Genomic DNA, 19712 nt, shown 5'->3' on the forward strand with positions numbered 1-19712 from the left:
CGCCCCGATCCATCCGGCGCGCCCCACAATGCGGTGACGCAGCACAGTTGTGACGCCGCGGCCACATCGATCTGAAAAAGCAGCGCCCTTCGCATTCTGACACGTCGCATTGCGCCCCTGTCCACGATGGCCGGGGCCTCACTCGCTAAGCATGGGTGCGCCCGATGCTGCGGGTACGAATCCGCCCGGACCGCGCCGAGAGGAGCTTGGAAGTGCCTTGGAATGATTTGATCGCCCCGCGCAATATCGTTCGTGCAACGACGCGCCGGCGGCGCGCGCTTCTCTTGAGCACCACGATCGGTGCCCTGGGCAGCTCGCTGCCGGGGTTCATCACGCCGGCACAAGCGGTGTGTGTGATGACCGGGAGCGGCACGCTAACGACGCTTCAATCGGGCGATTCAGTTACCTGCGTCGGGAACAACACCCAGATCAAAACAGCAGCCGTGGTCACCGGCGTCACCGTCAACATCGGGGACGGCACCACCGCGACCACGGTGAGCGACCCCACCTTTGCGAGCATATTTCTTCAATTCGCATCCAACAGCGCAGTCAGGGTCTTCGGCAACGCGTCGGTCACATCCAGCAGCAATGACGGCATCGACGTGAGCGGTGGAGGCAACAACACCATAACGATCGATGCCGGGGCGGTGGTTGCATCGACACCCCTTGGCTCGGCGAGCATCGGCCTCGCCAATTCGAGCAACAACGTCGTCGAGATCGCCGGCGCGGTGGGAAGCGGCGCCCTCGGAGCTATCGGAATCAGCATCGGCGCTGGAGCGGCGAACAACCAGGTGAACATCTTGTCGAGCGGCCTCGTGCAGTCCGGCAATGTCGCTGCCATCGATCTCAACAGCGCAGCTGACGGCAACGTCATCAACAATGCGGGAACGATCTCGAGTGTCGGCACCGCAATTTCGGGCTCGAACAGTCAAGACACCATCGTCAATTCGGGCGCGATCAGCAGCAGTGGGGTCAGCACCGCCGTCGACCTCAAGAATGGCAACGACGTCTTCGAGCTGCGCGCGGGATCGAACATCACGGGCTGGGTCGTGGGTGGGAACGGAATGGACACGTTGCGCCTGGGCGGGACCGCCAACGCGGCATTCGACCTCGGCACATTCGGCGCGGCCGGCCAGTTCAAGGACTTCGAGCTGCTGGAAAAAACCGGCAATTCGACCTGGACGCTGACGGGCATCACGATGGACGCGGCCGCCCTGGTCGTCCAGGCCGGCACCCTCATCGTCAACGGCACGATGGCCAACTTCGGGACGGTCGTGACCGGCGGCACGCTCGGTGGCAGCGGCATGATCGGATCGCTCACCGTGGTGTCGGGCGGTACGGTCGCGCCCGGCAATCTCGGTCAACTCGTCGTCAACAGCAATGCGGCGTTCCAGTCAGGGTCGACGTACGCGATCTCGGTCAACGCGGCCGGACAATCTGACAAGATTACCGCTATGAGCGCGACGCTGACCGGCGGCACCGTCGCCGTCACCACACTTGCAGGCGCCTACAATCCCTCGACACAGTATACCATCCTCAGCACGACGGCTGGCCTCACCGGCAGCTTCGCGGGCGTGACCGTCAGCGGATACAATCCGCAGCTGTTCGCGTCCTCCCTCAGCTATGACGGATTCAACGTTTTCCTGACGCTCAACTACAACAACGCCGCGTTCCTCTCCATCGCACAGACGCAAAACCAGAAGGAAGTGGCCGGCGCGCTGAGCGCATTCGGCCCCAATCTGCCCTTCCTCTCGTCTTTCGCAGGGCAAAGCGACGCCCAGCTCCGCTACAATCTCGATCAGCTCTCAGGCGAAGCTGCCACCGGCGCGCAGCAGGGCGCGTTCCAGTTCACCAGCCAGTTCCTCGGCCTCATGCTCGATCCGTTCGTGAGCGGACGCGGTACCACGAGCGCCAGCGACACTGCGCTCGGCTTCAGCCCCGAGCGCGCCGCGCTGCCGGAGGATATTGCCCTCGCCTACAACAAGGTTCTGGGCGCCCCGCCGAAGGCGCCGACCTTTGCCGAGCGCTGGACCGCCTGGGGCGCGGCGTTCGGCGGCACCAATCGCACCAGCGGCGACCCGGTCGTGATCGGCAGCCACGACCTCAGCGCCCGCGCCGGCGGCGTAGCTGCCGGCGCCGACTATCATGTCAGCCGCGACGCGGTCGTCGGCTTCGCGCTCTCCGGCGGCGGCACCAAGTGGGATCTGGCGCAGGCGATCGGCGGTGGCAAGAGCGATGCGGTCCAGGCCGGCGTGTACACCGCGGTCCGCAACGGACCCGCCTATTTCGCCGCCTCTCTCGCCGTGGCCAATCATTGGATGTCGACGGATCGCCTGGCCCCGTTCGGCAACCAGCTCACCGCAAAGTTCGATGCTCAGACCGTCGGCGGCCGCATCGAGAGCGGCTATCGCTTCGCCACGCCGATCGGCGGCTTCACGCCCTACGCGGCTGCGCAGGCGCAGGCATTTCGCACGCCGACCTATACCGAGACTGATCCGGCCGGCAGCGGATTTGGCCTGACCTATCAGGGACGCACGGCCTCCCACACGAGGAGTGAGCTCGGCGCACGCTTCGACCGGGCGACGCTGGTCTCGCCGAGTGCGGTCCTGACGCTACGGGCTCGCGCCGCGTGGGCCCATGATTGGGTGAGCGATCCGACGCTCGTCGCCGCGTTCCAGGCCCTGCCCGGCGCCAGCTTCATCGTAAATGGCGCGACGCCGGCGAAAGACGCTGCCCTCGCATCCGCCGGTGCCGAGCTGAAATTTTCGAACGGTGTTGCCCTGTCGGCCAAGTTCGACGGCGAGCTCGCGGCTCACAGCACCACTTATTCCGGCACCGCGAGCCTGCGCTACACCTGGTAGCGGCGGCGCCTCATCGAGACAGCCCTGCACCGACCGGCAGAATGCCGAGACCTCTGAGATGGGTGTCGACGAACTGTTCGATCTGCTGGCGCAGCATCTGCGACGGCACGGCCACCATGCGCTCCTCGAGGCCGAGCGAGATGATGCCATGCACGGCGGAAAACAGCGTGCGCGACAGCAGCGCGATCTTCACGTCATCCGCATCCGGCAATAGCCGCACCAAGGGCGGATGCATCAGCGCGAACGCATCCATCACCATCTGGAGGATATCGTCCGGATAGGGGCGATCGTCCTCCATCCGATGCTCGAACAGGGAGCGCAGCAGATTGGCGTGCGCGGCGAAGAAGTCGAGATAGGTCTCGGCGAGCCCATAGAGCTGGCGAACCGGACCCTCGGCAGGAACAGCCCGGAGCCGGGCTGTGAGCGCCTGAACCGTTTCCCGGTTCACCGTCAGGATGACCCCATCGAAGTCGCCGAACTCGTTATAGATGCTGCCAACCGAGCAGCCGGCCGCCTCCGCCACGTCCCGAACCTTCAATGATCTCAGCCCCTTAGCTGAGATAATGCCGCGCGCAATCTCGACGATTTGCAGCCGGCGCCGAAATTTTTTCTGGTCGCGCCGCGATTCTTCTTGAACGTTGTTCATTTTCAAGCTACTCATGTGAACATTGTTCAATCTAACCTGGAGACCTGGAAAATGCAAACCCTTGCTGTCGATCTCGTCACCACCTTCGCCGATGACGCCGCCGCCCTCGCAACCGGGCTCGGCCGCGCCCTGCTGCGGTTCGCCATGGCGCCGATCAATCGCATCGCCACGGCTTGCGACGTTGCGGGCGTGCTCGCCGAGCGCCGGGCGACCTTCCGGATGGGGCGGGCGAGCCGCGCCCGTGCGCGCCAGGAGCGGCGCCGGTTCAGCCTGCTCGGCCGCCTCTCGCCGTTTCGCCACCTCGCCCATCTCACTTGAGGCGCGCGCGGGTCGGTTCGAATGCAAGCGCCGGCTGCAAGGATGCACTCACCATGTCTGGACCTGCGCGGCCGATCCGGCGGATTTCAGCGATGCGGTTCAGCTTTTCCTTCATCGCCCGGCGCCATATCCGGGCGAGTGAGGCTGCTCCCGCCCGGGTCCGCCGCGACCTCGACCAGATATTTGCGAACCTAACGAGACCAATTGAAGACCAACAGGATCGGAGGAACCGAGGGGACAGAGCAGGCCAGCAACTTCGTTGCCGCGCAATCGTTCGCCCCATGCGCTTCCGGTCGTGACGTTTCACAGACAACGCACAGTCTCAGGCTGCCTTTTTGGAACAGGACTAGTCATGATCAGGGAATTGATGTCGTCACGCCGCTTCGCGCCGTTGTTCTGGGCGCAATTCTTCTCGGCGCTCAATGACAACGTGCTCAAGAACGCACTCGTCATCATTCTGCTGTACAGCGCGGCGACCGGCCATGGCGATGCGCTGGTGACGGTCGCAGGTGCCGTCTTCATCTTCCCCTACTTCATCCTGTCCGGGCTCGGCGGCCAGCTCGCCGACAAATACGTCAAATCCGTCGTCGCAAGGCGGCTCAAATTCGCCGAGATTTTTGCCGCGGCCTTCGCCGCTGCCGGCTTCTTCCTGCATTCGGTGCCGCTCTTGTTCGCCGCGCTCGCGCTGTTCGGCACCATCGCCGCTTTGTTCGGCCCGGTGAAGTACGCGATGCTGCCGGACCAGCTGGAGCTCGGCGAGCTCGCGACCGGCAACGCGCTGGTCGAAGGCGCGACCTTCATGGCGATCCTGCTCGGCACCGTCGCCGGCGGCCAGTTCGTGGCCGGCTCCGCGCATATGGGCTGGGTCGCATCGGCCGTGGTCGTGCTGGCCGTGCTGTCCTGGGCGTTCGCGTCCCGCATTCCGCAGACGACGCCCTCCGCGCCTGAGCTGCCCGTCGATGCCAATCCCTGGACCTCAACGGTGAGCCTGCTCAAGACATTGCATGCCGATCATCGGCTGTGGGACGGCACCGTGATCGTCTCCTGGTTCTGGCTGGTCGGCGCCATCGTGCTGTCGCTGCTGCCGGCGCTGATCAAGGAGGTCGTCGGCGGCACCGAGGGCGTGGTGACGCTGTGCCTTGCCGTCTTCGCGATCGGCATCGCCATCGGCTCGCTGTTTGCCGCCAGCCTCAGCCATGTTCGCCCGAACCTGGCGCTGGTGCCGATCGGCGCCATCATCATGGGCTTTGCCGGCCTCGATCTCGCCTGGGCGATCGGCGTCACCGCCAAGGGGCAGGACATCACCGCGCTCGGCTTCGCCACCTCGTTCGCCGGCTTGCGCATGCTGGCCGACTTCGTCGCCTTCGCGTTCGGCGGCGGCCTGTTCGTCGTTCCGTCCTTTGCCGCGGTCCAGGCCTGGTCCGAACCTTCCGAGCGCGCCCGCATCATCGCCGCCGGCAACGTGCTGCAGGCCGCCTTCATGGTGGTCGGCTCGCTGTTCGTCGCGCTGCTGCAGGCGGCCGGTCTCCATGTCGGCTGGATCTTCTTCGGCCTCGGCGTCGCCAGCTTCGGCGCGGTGTGGTTCGTGCTGACCAAGTGGGGCAAGGAAGGTGTGCGCGATGCCGGCGGGCTGCTGTTCCGCGCCCTGTTCCGTACCGAGGTGCGGGGGCTCGAAAACCTGCCGCCTCCGGGAACGCGCATGCTGATCGCCCCCAACCATGTCAGCCTGATCGACGGCCCGCTGCTGCACGCCGTGCTGCCGATCGACGCGAGCTTTGCGGTCGACACCGGCATCGCCAAGGCTTGGTGGGCCAAGCCGTTCCTGCGCGTCGTCAAGCACTACACCATGGACCCGACCAAGCCGCTGGCTGCGCGCGACCTGATCAAGCTCGTCGCCGCGGGCGAGCCTGTCGTGATCTTCCCGGAAGGACGGATCACCGTCTCCGGCTCGCTGATGAAGGTGTATGACGGCACCGCGATGATCGCGGACAAGGCCGACGCCGTGGTCGTACCCGTCCGCATCGAAGGCGCGCAGCGCTCCTATCTCAGCTATCTCAACTCGAGCCAGATCAAGCGGTCGTGGTTTCCGCGCGTGACGGTCACCATCCTGCCGCCGGTCAAGCTTCCGGTCGACGAAGCGCTCAAGGGCAAGGCACGCCGCAACGCGGCCGGCGCCGCGCTGCAGGACGTCATGATCGACGCTCTCGTCAAGAACGCCATGCTCGATCACACGCTGTTCGAGGCACTCGGACACGCCTATCGCGACCGCGATACCGGCAAGGTCATCATCGAGGACGCGCTCGGCACCAAGCTGACCTACCGCAAGCTGATCCTCGGCGCGCAGGTGCTGAGCCGGAAGCTGGAGAGCGGCACCGCCGTCGGCGAGAATGTCGGCGTGCTGCTGCCGAACTCCGCGGGCGTCGCCGTCGTCTTCATGGCGCTGCAGAACAGCGGCCGGGTGCCGGCGATGCTCAACTTCTCGGCCGGTCCGGTCAACGTGCTCGCCGCCATGAAAGCCGCGCAGGTCAAGACCGTGCTGACCTCGAAGGCCTTCATCGAGAAGGGCAAGCTCGACAAGCTGATGGCCGCGATCTCCGCGGAGGCGCGTGTAGTCTATCTCGAGGACGTCCGTGCCTCGATCGGCACCGTCGACAAGGTCAAGGGCCTGCTCGCCGGCACCACGCCGCGCGTACCCCGCCAGGCCAACGATCCCGCCGTCGTGCTGTTCACCTCGGGTTCGGAAGGAACGCCGAAGGGCGTGGTATTGTCCCACCGCAACATCCTCGCCAACGCTGCGCAGGCGCTGGCCCGGGTCGATGCCAATGCCAACGACAAGGTGTTCAACGTGCTGCCGGTGTTCCACTCGTTCGGGCTGACCGGCGGAATGATGATGCCGCTGCTGGCGGGCATTCCGATCTACATGTATCCGTCGCCGCTGCACTACCGGATCGTGCCCGAGCTGATCTACCAGACCGGCGCGACGATCCTGTTCGGCACGGACACGTTCCTCACCGGCTATGCCCGCTCGGCGCATGCTTACGACTTCCGCACCCTGCGCCTCGTGATCGCCGGCGCCGAAGCGGTCAAGGACCGCACGCGGCAGGTGTTCATGGAGCGCTACGGCATCCGCATCCTCGAAGGCTACGGCGTCACCGAGACGGCGCCGGTGCTGGCGATGAATACGCCGATGGCCAACCGCCCCGGCACGGTTGGGCGCCTGTCACCGCTGATGGAAAGCCGCCTCGATCCGGTCCCCGGCATCGAGGAAGGCGGACGCCTCTCGGTGCGCGGCCCGAACGTGATGCTCGGCTATCTCAGGGCCGAAAATCCCGGCGTGCTCGAAGTGCTCCCCGACGGCTGGCACGACACCGGCGACATCGTTTCGATCGACTCGGCCGGGTTCATCACCATCAAGGGCCGCGCCAAGCGCTTTGCCAAGATCGCGGGCGAAATGGTGTCGCTGTCGGCGGTCGAGGCCATCGCGGCGGCGTTGTGGCCGCAAGCCGGCTCGGTCGCGGTCTCGATTCCCGACCAGCGCAAGGGCGAGCGCATCGTGCTGCTGACCACGGAGAAGAACGCCGAGCGCAGCGCGATGCAGATCCAGGCCAAGGCGATTGGCGCCTCTGAGCTCACCGTGCCCGCAACGATCATGGTGGTCGACAAGGTGCCGCTGCTCGGCACCGGCAAGACCGATTACGTCACGGCGACGGCAATGGCCCGCGAGCAGGCATCAGCGCCAGAGCGCGACGTGGCGTAAGAGGTTCACCGGGCTCCGAGACGAGCGGCGCGCGGGTCACGCCGCCGTCCGCCGCTCCTGCGCGTAACGCACCAGCGCGGCAAAGCGATAGATGCCGTGCACGAACTTGCCGTAGGGCATGGTGATGAACAATGCGAACACGGCGCCGAGATGCAGCGCGAGCAGCGGTCCCATCGCGGCGGTCTCGCGCAGCACCAGCAGCAGCATTCCGGTGAGGCCGGTCAGGAACAGCATGGCGATGAAGGCGACATCCATGCCGTAGCTGAACTCGTCGAGCAGCGCGGGATCGCGCCGCATCTTGGCGGCGAACAGGCCGATCGGCCCGACGATCAGGCCGATGCCGCCGAGCGTGCCGAGCACCACGGGCAGGTCCCACCACGGATACGGCGCCTCGCGGCCGAGGAGATAGTGATAAAGCGTCGCAACAGACGTCGCTGCGAAGCAAAGGATGAAGCCGTAGAAGGTCAGGTGGTGATAGAGCTTGCGCCGGTCGGTGGGCTTGTCGTCCTCATTGTAGCAACCGACGCCGCCACCATGAAGATAGCGCAGCTCGCCGGCATCGCGGATTGCCTGAAAGATCAAGCCGCCATCGGCACGGTCGCCGATGGGCGCGCCGATGTCGCGCCAGAAGGCGCGCACGCTCATGACAAGGGCGAGGATCGCGTAAAGGAATGCGGAGCCAAACAGCGCAGCCATCGCGTTGTGCGGCATCAGCTTGTAGAAGGCGCCGGGCCCGGTGTGCACGCCGAACAACACGCCGCGGTCATTCAAGGCGGCGAAGCCGAGAATGAACGCCGCCATGCTGAGCGCAGTGGTGATGCTGATGACGAGGCCGTTCCGCGCGAATGTGCTGGATAGCGCACGCGGCCAGGCATAGGCCGCATAGGACTCCGCGCGCGCGACCGCCAGCGTCTCGGGAACGTTGACGTTGAACTCGTGCGGCGGCGAGAACTGGCAGTCGACGTAGCAGGCGCAGCAGGCATGGCAGAGATTGGCGAGATAGTTGAGATCGCCGTCGGAGAAGGCGCGGCGCATCTCCATCGCCGGAAACACCGCGCACAGGCCCTCGCAATAGCGGCAGGAATTACAGACCGTCATCAGACGGTCGGCTTCGTCCAAAATCCTAGTTCCGTGCATGTTTCGCCGCTTCCCGTCCTGCGATTCGCCCGAACACGCTGCCGATGGTCATGCCCATGCCGGCCGCATAGCCCTTGCCGAGCACGTTGCCCGCCATGATCTCGCCGGCCGCGAACATGTTGGCGGACGGCTTGCCGCCCTTCATCAGCATGCGCGCCTCCTTGTTCACGCGCGTGCCGAGATAGGTGAAGGTGATGCCGGGCCGCACCGGATAGGCGAGAAAAGGCGGCGTCTCGATCCGGCGCGCCCAATGTGTTTTCGGCGGCGTGATGCCCTCCGTCACGCAATCGTCCAGAATGGTGTGGTCGAAGGTCCCGGGCCGCACCGCGGCGTTGAATTCGGTGATGGTCCTTTCCAGCGCGGCCGGATCGAGCTCGAGCTTGCCGGCGAGCTCGGTGATGGTATGCCCGGCGATCGGCGGGAACAGCGTCGGCATGAAGCTGGTCACGACGGTCGAGTCGAAAATGATATAGGCGATCTGGTCGGGCTGCGCCGCGACCAGCCGGCCCCAGATCGCGTAACGCTTCGGCCAGATGTCCTCGCCCTCGTCGTAGAAGCGCTGGGCGTGCTTGTTGACGACGATGCCGAACACGACGGAGTCGTGGCGCGTGATGATGCCGCCGTCGAATTTCGGCGCGCGGGCATCGATCGCGACCGCATGGCACTGGGTGGGATCGCCGACCTCCTGCACGCCCTTGTCGAGCAGCATCTTCAGGATCGAGCCGCGGTTATAGGGCGTGCCGCGGATCAAAAAATTGTCGGCGGCCTCACCCCAATATTGCTTCAGCCATTCGATGTTGGCCTCGAACCCGCCGGCAGCTGCGACCAGCGAGGTGGCGCGGATCTCGGTCTCGCCCTTGATCGGCCGCTTGAGGCGCGCGGCGAGGAACATGCCGTCCTCGATCACGAGGTCGGTGACCTCGGCGTCGTATTCGACGGCGACGCCGAGCCGCTCCGCGGTCAGATACAGCGCGTTCAGCATCGCCCGGCCACCGCCGAGGAAGAAGGAGTTGGTGCGGCCGAGGCTCAGCGTACCGCCGAGGGAAGGCTGCCAGCGCACGCCCTGCTCCACGATCCAGTTCAGGATGTCCTTGGATTCGCGGATCATATGGCGCGCCAGCACCTCGTCGGTTTGCCCGCCGGTGACGCGCAGCAGGTCCTCCCAAAACTCCTCCTCGGTGTAGGGGCCGGTCAGGATTTCGGTCGCCGCGTCATGGGCGCAGCGCATGTTGCGGGTGTGGCGGGTGTTGCCGCCGCGGTAGAACTTGGGCGCGCCTTCGAGCACCAGCACGGACGCTCCGCCGCGCTGCGCGCTGATCGCGGCGCACAGGGCCGCATTGCCGCCGCCGATCACCAGCACGTCGTATTTGCTGCTCATCCCATCTGCCCGATGCGGCGAAGTTGGAGACATTCTGCCAGCCGGCGGTCTCGATCGCGCCGATCCGCCATTGCGTACCTTTGTATACAAAGATATACATAAGTCGCGCAAGCGGCATCTGCATGGGCAGAAGACGCATCGAGGGACAATGGCCAGACGCCCGGCAAATTCAGGTGGGACGATCGCGCGCGGAGGCGGCGTTGCGCTCGGCGAAGCCGTGTTCCGCTCGCTGTGCGAGGCGCTCCAGGCCGGCAGCTACCGCGCCGGCGACCGCCTGCGCGAGGAAGAGGTCGCCCAGCGGCTGAAGGTCAGCCGCACGCCGGTGAGGGAGGCGCTGGGCCGGCTCGCCGCACGCGGCTTCGTCGCGCCTGCCGGCGGCCGCGGGCTGATCGTCCGCAATCTCGACATCTCCGAGGTGCTCGAGCTCTACGCCATGCGCGAGATCATGGAGGGCGCCGCCGCGCGCCTCGCCGCCGAGCACGCCTCACCGCCGGAGATCGACGCGCTCCGCGATATCGAGCAGGCCTTTGTCGAGGCATCCGCGGCCGATGCCGCCGAGATGGCGCGGCTCAACCGCGCCTTCCACGAGGCCATCTGCCGCGCGGCGCGGAACCGCTATCTCGACAACGCCTCGCGGGAATTGCAGGATTGGATCGCCCTGCTCGGCCCGACCACTTTCACGGTGGCGGGACGCCCGACGACCAGCCACGGCGAGCATCGGAAGATCATCGATGCGATTGCCGCCCGCAGCGGCGACAAGGCCGAGCAGCTCGCGCGTGCACACATCCGCGAAGCTCTCCGCTGCCGGTTGAAATTGCTGCAGAAGCAGTAAGTCGTCTGCCCGATCACGCCTCGAACACGCGCGTCAGCAGCCAATAGCCGCCGAGCACACCGATCATTGCGGACGTGACATAAACCAGCCTTGCCGCTCGTGCCGGCTGCTCCCGGCCGGCCGCAGTCACGCGGTCCAACACGCCAAGTACCGGCAGCAGCAGCGCGACGATCGCGATCTGCCCGATCTCGACGCCGACATTGAAGGCGGCCAGCGCCGGAACGATCGCATCAGGGGGCAAGCCGATCTCGCGAAGCGCGCCGGCGAAGCCGAAGCCGTGGATCAAGCCGAACAGAAAAGCCACACGCCAGCGCCTGTCGATGTCGCGCGAAAAGAAGTTCTCGACCGCGACGAACACGATCGAGGCCGCAATCGCGGGCTCAACGATGCGGCTCGGGATGACCAGGACGTTCAGGGCCGCCAGCGACAACGTCAGGGAGTGAGCGATGGTGAAGGCGGTCACGATCTTGACGACCGGCAAGAGCCGGCGTGCCCACAAGACGATCGCGACCAGGAATGCGACGTGATCGTAACCGAGGAAGATGTGCTCGACGCCGGTGATGAGATAACGCTGCATCGTAGAGGACAGCGACGGCGGCGCCGTCGAGAGGGTCACCGTCGTGTTGTGGGCGTCGAGCAAGGCCTGCGTCTCGGACCGGCCCTGCGCGATCAGCACCACCTGCCGCGCGGCCCTGTCTTTCTCCGTCAGCACCGTGGAGCGATAGACAATGTCGCCGGTCACGTTCGCGCAGGCAAAGCTGTTGCGATAGACGATGCCGTCACCGTCCGCCAGGATCGCTGCATTTCCGGCGGAGCAGGCCCTGGCACCTCCTGTAACAGCCAGATGCGTGCCCATATAGGCGAGGATCGCGGGCTTGGCCGCTTCGACGGCGGCGGGATCGACCGCATCCCGCCTCGCATCATAAATCTTCGTGCCGATCAGGCGATCGACGTCGCTGCCCTTCAATCCGAGCTCGGCGCTCACCGTGCGATCGGGACTCAGCGCCACCCGTGCCGTGACGAGGTTGACCTCATGTGCCTCCGCCGGAAGCGCGAGGCCGAGCAGCACCGCGAGCCACGCCAGGAGCGGCCGCCTCATGATCCCGCTCCATCGCGCTCACGCCAGCACATCCGCCACGGCCGCCTTCAGAACATCCCGCACATCGGTGGGCTTCAGCCGGACCTGCAAGCCGCGCTGGCCGCCATTGAGATAGACCAGGTCATGGGCGAGCGCGCTCTGCTCGATCACGGTGCGCACAGGCTTGCGCTGCCCGAACGGGCTGATGCCGCCGACCTTGTAGCCGGTGACACGCTCGGCCTCGGGCGGCTTCATCATCTGGGCCGACTTGCCGCTCGCCGCCGCCGCCAGCTTCTTCATCGAGACCTCCTGGTCGGACGGCACGACCACGCAGACCGGCTTGCCGTCGACCAGCGCCATCAGCGTCTTCAGGACGCGCGCAGGGTCCTCGCCAAGCGCGGCCGCCGCCTGGAGCCCGATACTCTCGGCGTCGGAATCATAGTCATAGGTGTGAACGGTGAAGGCAACACCGGCGGCTGCGAGTGCGCGTGTGGCGGGGGTGACTTTGGACATGGACGGTATTTACCACCGTCATTGCGAGGAGCGAAGCGACGTGGGAAAGTCGGCACCACACATTCCCTGTCATCGCCCGGCTTGACCGGGCGATCCAGTACTCCGAGACTTTGCGATTGAATCGATGGGCCGCGGCGTACTGGATGCCCCGGTCAAGCCGGGGCATGACACCGGTTTGTGTGGCAAGCCTCGTGGGCGATGACGAGGCTTCTCCCTACTCCGCCGCGTCCCGCATCTCGGCGCGCTCGGCCCGCGCTGCGCAGAACTTGAACTCCGGGATCTTGCCGAACGGGTCCAGTGCCGGGTTGGTGAGCAGGTTCGCAGCCGCTTCGGCGTAGCAGAACGGCATGAACACCATGTTCTCCGGCACGTCGCGGTCGGAGCGGACCTTGACTTCGACGGCGCCGCGGCGGGTCTCCAGGCGAATGAAATCGCCGGGCACCAGCTTCTTCTTGCGCATGTCCTTGGGTGACATGAACGCGACCGCCTCCGGCTCGATCTGGTCGAGCACCTGGGCGCGGCGGGTCATCGAGCCGGTGTGCCAGTGCTCCAGCACGCGGCCGGTCGAGAGCACCATCGGATATTCGTCGTCGGGAATCTCGTCCGGCGGGACGACCTTGGCCGGCACGATCTTGCCGCGGCCGCTCGCGGTCGGGAAGCCCGTGGTGAAGATGATCTCGTTGCCGGGCTTGTTCGGATCGTCGACGGGATAAGTGACCGCGCCCTCACGCACCAGCCGCTCCCAGGTGATGTTCTTCAGCGACGGCATCAGCTCTGCCATCTCGGTGAAGACGTCGCCGGGACCGGCATAATTCCACGGCAGGCCCATGCGCTTGCCGATCTCCTGGATGATCCAGAGATCCTGACGCGCATCGCCGGGCGGCTTGATCACCTGACGCGCCAGCTGCACGCGGCGATCGGTGTTGGTGAAGGAGCCGTCCTTTTCGGCGAAGGCCGAGGCCGGCAGGATCACGTCGGCATGGAACGCAGTCTCGGTGACGAAGAGATCCTGCACCACGAGATGATCGAGCATCGCCAGCGCATGGCGCGCATGCTGCAGGTCGGGATCGGACATCGCGGGGTTTTCGCCCTCGATATACATGCCCTTGATCTCGCCGGCGTGGATCGCGTTCATGATCTCGACCACGGTCAGGCCGCGGACGGGATCGAGATCCTGCTGCCAGAGCTTTTCGAAGCTGCCGCGCAAATCATCGCGGCCCACCGGCTGATAGTCCGGCAGGAACATCGGGATCAGGCCGGCATCGGAGGCGCCTTGCACGTTGTTCTGGCCGCGCAGCGGATGGAGGCCGGTACCGGGACGGCCGACCTGGCCCGTGATCAGGGCGAGCGCAATCAGGCAGCGCGCATTGTCGGTACCGTGGACATGCTGGCTGATGCCCATGCCCCAGAAGATGATCGAGGATTTTGCCCGCGCATAGGTGCGCGCTACTTCGCGCAGGGTTTGCGCCGGGATGCCGCAGATCGGCTCCATCTTCTCCGGCGTGAACTCCTTGATCTTCTCCTTGAGGTCCTCGAAACCCTCGGTGTAGCCGGCGATGTACTGGTCGTCGGTCAGGCCTTCGGTGATGATCGTGTTGATCATCGCGTTCAGCATGGCGACGTCGGAGCCCGGCTTGAACTGCAGATGCCTGGTCGCATGACGCGACAGCGACTGCCGGCGCGGATCCATCACGAACAGCTTGGCGCCGTTCTGCTTGACCGCGTTCTTGATGAAGGTCGCGGCGACCGGGTGGTTGACGGTCGGGTTGGCGCCGATCACGACGATGACCTCGGCATCCATCGCAGCGGAGAACGGTGCCGACACCGCGCCCGAGCTCAGGCCTTCGAACAGCGCCGCCACCGAGGAGGCATGGCACAGACGGGTGCAGTGATCGACGTTGTTGGAGCCAAAGCCGGTGCGCACAAGCTTCTGGAACAGATAGGCCTCTTCGTTCGAGCCCTTGGCCGAACCGAAGCCGGCCAGCGCCTTCACGCCCTTCTCGTCGCGGATCTTGACGAGACCCTTGGCGGCGATGTCGAGCGCTTCCTCCCAACTCGCTTCGCGGAAATGCGTGAACGGATTGGCCGGATCGACCTGGTCGTTGGCGTCCTTCTTCGCGTTCGGCAGCCGCACCAGCGGCTTCGTCAGGCGATGCGGATGGTGGATGTAGTCGAAGCCGAAGCGGCCCTTCACGCAAAGACGATTGTGGTTGGCGGGGCCGTCGCGGCCTTCCGCATAGATCACCTTCTCGTCCTTGACCTCGTAGGTGACCTGGCAGCCGACGCCGCAGAACGGGCAGAGCGAATCCACCTTCTTGTCGGCATAGGTGACGCGCGTCTGGTTTTCGTCGAGCATCACGGCCGGCATCAAGGCGCCGGTCGGACAGGCCTGCACGCATTCGCCGCAGGCAACGCAGGTGGACTCGCCCATGGGGTCGTCGAAGTCGAACACGATCTTGGCGCCGGCATTGCGATAGGCCATGCCGATGACGTCGTTGACCTGGACCTCGCGGCAGGCGCGCACGCAGAGGCCGCACTGGATGCAGGCATCGAGATTGACGCGCATCGCCGGATGGCTGGCGTCGGTTGCCCAGCGCTCGGCGGCGGGAAAGCGGCTCTCGGTGACGCCAGTGGTCTCGGCCCAGTGCCAGAACTTCGAATCCGGATCGTGCGACGTCTCACGCGCCGGCTGATCGGCAACGAGCAGCTCCATCACCATTTTTTGCGCCGACACCGCACGCGCGGATTCCGTCTTCACCTTCATGCCGACCGACGGCGTGCGCTTGCAGGACGCGGCGAGCACGCGCTCGCCCTCGATCTCGACCATGCAGGCGCGGCAATTGCCGTCGGGGCGATAGTCGGGCGCCGGCGAATAACAGAGATGCGGAATGTCGCGGCCCTGGCGTTTTGCGACCTGCCAGATCGTCTCGCCGGGTTTGGCCTCGACCTGCTTGCCGTCGAGCTCGAACGTAATCTTCGTCATTCCGCCGCTTCCTTGAACTCGTCAGGGAAATATTTGATCACGGAGGACAGCGGATTCGATGCCGCCTGTCCGAGCCCGCAGATCGAGGCATCGCGCATCGCCTGGCTCAATTCTTCCAGCAAGGCACGGTTCCAGACCGGCCTTTGCATCAGCAGCGCCGCCTTCTGGGTACCGACGCGGCACGGCGTGCACTGGCCGCAGCTCTCGTCCTCGAAGAACTTCATCAGGTTCAATGCGGCAGCGCGCACGCTGTCCTTGTGCGACAGGATCACGATCGCAGCCGAGCCGATGAAGCAGCCGTATTTCTCCAGCGTGCCGAAATCGAGCGGGATGTCGTCCATCGATGCCGGCAAGATGCCGCCGGACGCACCGCCCGGCAGATACGCGTAGAATCGATGGCCGTCGGCCATGCCGCCGCAATATTCCTCGATCAGCTCGCGCACGGTGATACCCGCGGGCGCGAGCTTCATGCCGGGATTTTTGACGCGTCCCGAAACCGAGAAGCTGCGCAGGCCCTGACGCTCGTGGCGGCCATGGCCCTTCCACCAGTCGGCGCCCTTCTCGACGATGTCGCGCACCCACCACAGCGTCTCGATGTTGTTGATCAGCGTCGGCAGACCGAACAGGCCGACCTGGAACGGGTAAGGCGGCTTGTGCCTGGGCAGGCCACGCTTGCCCTCGATGCTCTCCAGCAGCGAGGATTCCTCGCCGCAGATGTAAGCGCCGGCGCCGCGCCGCAGGTGCAGCGTCGGGCCGCCAGGCGGGAGCTTTGCGATCTCGCGCTGGAGGATCTCGCGCGAGGCCGGATATTCGTCGCGCAGATAGATATAGACGTCGCTCGCCTGCACCACATGCGCGCCGATCAGCATGCCCTCGATGAAGCGATGCGGATCGGTTTCGAGGTAATAGCGGTCCTTGAACGTGCCGGGCTCGCCCTCGTCGCCGTTGATCGCCATCAGCCGCGGCCCGGGCTCCCCGAGCACCGCGCGCCATTTGCGTCCGGTGGGGAAGCCGGCGCCGCCGAGCCCGCGCAGCGAAGCGTCGTCGAGCGACTTCAGCAAATCGTCCTTCGACAGTTCGCCGGAGCGCAGGCGATTGAGCAGCTTGTAGCCGCCATCGGCGACATAGGCATCGTACTCGGTATATGTGGGCAGATGCGCGTGCGTGTCGCCGGCCTTGGCTGCCGCCATGACGTTGGCGACGGTGGCGTGGTCGACGAAATTGTGTCCGACCTCGGCGGCCGGCGCTGTGTCGCAGCGGCCGACGCAGGGCGCGCGCACGACGCGGATGCCGGGACCTGACGCGCTCTGCAGATCCTCGAGCAGCTTCTCGCCGCCAAGCATCGCGCAGGTGAGCGAATCGCAGACGCGGATCGTCAACGGGGGAATGTCGGGCTCACCTTCCTTCACCACGTCGAAATGCGCGTAGAAGGTCGCGGTCTCGAACACCTCGGCGAAGGCGAGCTTCATCTCGTCGGCGAGCGCGGCCAGATGCGCCGCCGAGATCTGGCGGTACTTGTCCTGGATCAAGTGCAGATATTCGATCAGGAGATCGCGCCGCCGCGGCCTGTCGCCGAGCAACAGCTCGATCTCGTGCGCGGCCGTGGGATCGACCTGCCGCCCCTTGGGGGTCGCCTTGGCGCGTCGGCGTCCCTCACCGGGATGCTCGAAGGAGCGGACCTTGTGCACGTCCTCGTGGCTCATCGATTCGTCTCGATCTCTTCTTTTAGAACGGCTCCACTTTTAGCCCCTGGCATGCCAGATGCCAAGCGAATTGTGATGTTCGCGGAAGCGTTTAAGCGAAACTCAGGGTAGACGTGACTGCCCAGACACGGCCTGCGTTTCGTCCCAACGGGCCATTGATGGAGCGAAGCCCGAATTGGTCGGGAGATCAATAAAGGTGTCCCGTGCTGCGATAGCGAAGTCCTATCGAATGCCCGGTCCGAGGCTACGGCGGGAGCACAAAGGCCGCCGCCGTGAACATCGCCTTCTACGGGGCGTCACTCTTTTCGACCAGGAACACGATGCGCGCCTCGTTGCGCTCGGTGATCTCGACCTTGTCGCCGGTCTCGCGGATCAGATTGGGGATATCGATCACCGAGAGCGGATCGGTGCAGTGAACTTCGAGCTGGTCGCCTGCCTTGAGCGGCTTGAGCGCCTTGCGCGTCTTGAGCGCCGGCAGCGGGCATTTCAGCCCGGTGAGATCGAGTGTCGTCCTGGTCATGGCCGCACCATGGCGGCGTGGAACGGCTGCGTCAACGCGGGGAGGCCTCAGATCAGGCTGGCGTAGGGCAGGAAGCCGACATCCTGCTCCGGCTCGACATTCGTGATGTCCTCGCCGAGCTCGACGAGGCCGTCGGTCTCGACCAGCGAGGACAAGAGCCCGGCCCCTTCGCGCGGGAACTTGATCGCCTCGAGCCCGCCGTCCTGCGCGCGCCGCAACGAGGCGCGCACATATTCACGCCGCCCGGCCTTCTTCTTGTAGGTAAACGCAGCACGCACCGGAATCGGCAACAGCGGCTCCGGCAGCCCACCCGCCAGCGCCAGCACCGTCGGCCGCACCACATGGACGAAGGTGACAAAGCTCGCGACGGGATTGCCGGGCAGTCCGATCAGCGGTGTGCCGGCGACGATCCCCATCGCCACGGGACGGCCCGGCTTGATCGCCATCCGCCACAGCACCAGTGAGCCGATGCTCTCCACAGCCGCCTTGACGTGATCCTCCTCCCCGGTCGAGACGCCGCCGGTGGTGAGGATCAGGTCATGGTCGCCTGCAACCCGCTTCAGGCCGCTCGCCAGTGACGTTCGCTCGTCGCGCAGAATGCCGAGATCGCTGACCTCGCAGCCGAGCCGCCGCAGCATCGCCATCAGCATGAAGCGGTTGGAATCGAACAATTGCGAAGCGGCGCGCGGCTCGCCGGGTGAAGCCAGTTCGTCGCCGGTCGAGAACACGGCAACACGGATGCGCCTGACGACGTCGAGCCTCGTCAGGCCGAACGCGGCGGCAAGCGCGACATGCTGCGGCCGCAGGCGCTGGCCGGCGCGGAGCGCGACGTGTCCTTGGGGAATGTCCTCGCCTGCGGGTCGCACATTGGCGCCGGGCTTCAGCCCCGGCGGCAACACGATCTTCCCGGACTCATCGATGCGGACGTCCTCCTGCATGAAGACGGTCTCCGCGTCCGGCGGCATCGGCGCGCCGGTGAAGATGCGCGCGGTGTGGCCGGGCTTGATCGGCGCCTGCGCAAGGCCGCCGGCCTGAATGCGACCGTCGAGCGGGAACGCCTGTTCCGCCCTTGCCGGAAGGTCCGCGTTGCGCACCGCGTAGCCGTCGACGGCGGAGTTGGTGAAGGGCGGCAGCGGCAGAGGCGCGGCCACATCGCCCGCGAGCACGCGTCCGTCCGCGTCGGCGAGCCCAACCGTCTCGAGATCGACGATCGCACTGACGCGCGTCGTGATGAGGCCAACGGCTTCGTCGACCGACATCATCGGGCCACCGAAGGCAAAGCAATCGTCCGACAGTTGCGCCATGGTGCCTCGTCAGCGTATCGCGGCGCTTCTTGCCACCGCTTCCTCGACCGGCATCGCCGCCCGTAGCATCAATGCCGCGGCGCCTTCGATATCGTCGAGATGGACAGTCGGCAGCCGCGTGTCAATCGCGACGTCCGTCGCGATCCCGGCAATCCCGGGATCGTCCGGAAACAGCAGCGGCTTGCCGTTGGCGGCACGATGCACCTCGATCTTGCGATGCGGCTCACGCTTGAATCCCTCGACCACGACGAGATCGACCGCGGAGAGTTTCTCGAGCAGCTCCGGCAGCCGCGGCTCCGCCGCCCCGCGCAGCTCATGCATCAGCGCCCAGCGTTTCGACGAAGCAACCAGCACCTCCGCCGCACCGGCCTCGCGATGGCGCCAGGAATCCTTGCCGGGCACGTCGACGTCGAACTGGTGATGCGCATGCTTGATCACGGAGACGCGCAGGCCTTGCGCGTTGAAATGCGGAATCAGCCGCGTCAACAGCGTGGTCTTGCCCGCACCGCTCCATCCTGCAAGGCCGATGACTTTCATTCCAGCTCCGTGTCCGCGAACGACCCAGGTCCCTTCTGGAACCGCGGCCCCCTCCGTGTCATTGCGAGCGCAGCGAAGCAATCCAGACTGCCGCCGCGGAAGGATTCTGGATTGCTTCGCTCCGCTCGCAATGACGAGCGGAGGC

At 65.7% G+C, this 19712-nt stretch carries 15 protein-coding genes; 4 read left to right on the forward strand and 11 right to left on the reverse strand.

All coding sequences use genetic code 11. The annotated features are described in order from the left end of the window. Window positions 1-212: 212 nt before the first annotated feature. On the forward strand, window positions 213-2861 hold the full coding sequence (locus tag N2602_RS31230) for an autotransporter domain-containing protein (RefSeq protein ID WP_260380478.1): 2649 nt from the start codon (window positions 213-215) through the stop codon (window positions 2859-2861). 10 nt (window positions 2862-2871) lie between these two features. On the opposite strand, the gene N2602_RS31235 is transcribed toward N2602_RS31230, so the two are convergent. Further along, window positions 2872-3507: a TetR/AcrR family transcriptional regulator gene (locus tag N2602_RS31235; RefSeq protein WP_172785943.1), complete on the reverse strand. Its 636-nt coding sequence runs from the start codon at window positions 3505-3507 to the stop codon at window positions 2872-2874. Window positions 3508-3558: 51 nt separating this feature from the next. Between N2602_RS31235 and N2602_RS31240 the strand changes: the two genes are divergently transcribed. Then, window positions 3559-3825, forward strand: coding sequence for a hypothetical protein (locus N2602_RS31240; protein WP_260380479.1), 267 nt, complete (start codon window positions 3559-3561; stop codon window positions 3823-3825). Here N2602_RS31240 and N2602_RS31245 read toward each other — a convergent pair. Then, window positions 3818-3940: a hypothetical protein gene (locus tag N2602_RS31245; RefSeq protein ID WP_260380480.1), complete on the reverse strand. Its 123-nt coding sequence runs from the start codon at window positions 3938-3940 to the stop codon at window positions 3818-3820. The two genes, N2602_RS31240 and N2602_RS31245, sit on opposite strands and share 8 nt — an antisense overlap. Before the next feature lie 237 nt (window positions 3941-4177). On the opposite strand from N2602_RS31245, the gene N2602_RS31250 reads away from it, so the two are divergent. Beyond that, window positions 4178-7582: an acyl-[ACP]--phospholipid O-acyltransferase gene (locus N2602_RS31250; protein ID WP_260380481.1), complete on the forward strand. Its 3405-nt coding sequence runs from the start codon at window positions 4178-4180 to the stop codon at window positions 7580-7582. Window positions 7583-7618: 36 nt separating this feature from the next. On the opposite strand, the gene tcuB is transcribed toward N2602_RS31250, so the two are convergent. Both tcuB and tcuA read right to left on the reverse strand, forming a co-directional pair. Then, the gene (tcuB, locus tag N2602_RS31255) at window positions 7619-8719 is read right to left on the reverse strand and encodes a tricarballylate utilization 4Fe-4S protein TcuB (RefSeq protein WP_260380482.1); all 1101 of its coding nucleotides are present in this window, start codon (window positions 8717-8719) and stop codon (window positions 7619-7621) included. Continuing rightward, window positions 8706-10097 (reverse strand): FAD-dependent tricarballylate dehydrogenase TcuA, encoded by a 1392-nt coding sequence (gene tcuA / locus N2602_RS31260; protein ID WP_260380483.1) that lies wholly within the window; start codon window positions 10095-10097, stop codon window positions 8706-8708. The genes tcuB and tcuA overlap by 14 nt, the downstream gene beginning before the upstream one ends. A 148-nt stretch (window positions 10098-10245) precedes the next feature. Here tcuA and N2602_RS31265 point away from each other — a divergent pair, with 148 nt between their 5' ends. Next, window positions 10246-10929, forward strand: a complete 684-nt coding sequence (locus N2602_RS31265) for a GntR family transcriptional regulator (protein ID WP_260380484.1) — start codon at window positions 10246-10248, stop codon at window positions 10927-10929. 13 nt (window positions 10930-10942) lie between these two features. Here N2602_RS31265 and N2602_RS31270 read toward each other — a convergent pair whose 3' ends face one another. The 7 genes from N2602_RS31270 to mobB form a co-directional block, all read right to left on the reverse strand. Beyond that, on the reverse strand, window positions 10943-12028 hold the full coding sequence (locus N2602_RS31270; protein ID WP_260380485.1) for a HupE/UreJ family protein: 1086 nt from the start codon (window positions 12026-12028) through the stop codon (window positions 10943-10945). 18 nt (window positions 12029-12046) lie between these two features. After that, the gene (gene ybaK, locus N2602_RS31275; RefSeq protein ID WP_260380486.1) at window positions 12047-12520 is read right to left on the reverse strand and encodes a Cys-tRNA(Pro) deacylase; all 474 of its coding nucleotides are present in this window, start codon (window positions 12518-12520) and stop codon (window positions 12047-12049) included. A 214-nt stretch (window positions 12521-12734) separates the two neighbouring features. Further along, window positions 12735-15503: a formate dehydrogenase subunit alpha gene (gene fdhF, locus N2602_RS31280; protein ID WP_260380487.1), complete on the reverse strand. Its 2769-nt coding sequence runs from the start codon at window positions 15501-15503 to the stop codon at window positions 12735-12737. After that, the gene (locus N2602_RS31285) at window positions 15500-17206 is read right to left on the reverse strand and encodes an NADH-ubiquinone oxidoreductase-F iron-sulfur binding region domain-containing protein (protein ID WP_172785703.1); all 1707 of its coding nucleotides are present in this window, start codon (window positions 17204-17206) and stop codon (window positions 15500-15502) included. Before N2602_RS31285 ends, fdhF begins: the two co-directional genes overlap by 4 nt. Before the next feature lie 286 nt (window positions 17207-17492). After that, window positions 17493-17726 (reverse strand): sulfurtransferase TusA family protein, encoded by a 234-nt coding sequence (locus tag N2602_RS31290; protein ID WP_036011410.1) that lies wholly within the window; start codon window positions 17724-17726, stop codon window positions 17493-17495. A 47-nt stretch (window positions 17727-17773) separates the two neighbouring features. Beyond that, window positions 17774-19030 (reverse strand): gephyrin-like molybdotransferase Glp, encoded by a 1257-nt coding sequence (gene glp / locus N2602_RS31295; RefSeq protein ID WP_260380488.1) that lies wholly within the window; start codon window positions 19028-19030, stop codon window positions 17774-17776. Between the two features lie 9 nt (window positions 19031-19039). Next, on the reverse strand, window positions 19040-19567 hold the full coding sequence (gene mobB, locus N2602_RS31300; RefSeq protein WP_172785701.1) for a molybdopterin-guanine dinucleotide biosynthesis protein B: 528 nt from the start codon (window positions 19565-19567) through the stop codon (window positions 19040-19042). Window positions 19568-19712 lie beyond the last annotated feature (145 nt).

It is taken from the genome of Bradyrhizobium sp. NC92, assembly GCF_025200865.1.
In the GTDB taxonomy this organism is placed as follows: Bacteria; Pseudomonadota; Alphaproteobacteria; order Rhizobiales; family Xanthobacteraceae; genus Bradyrhizobium.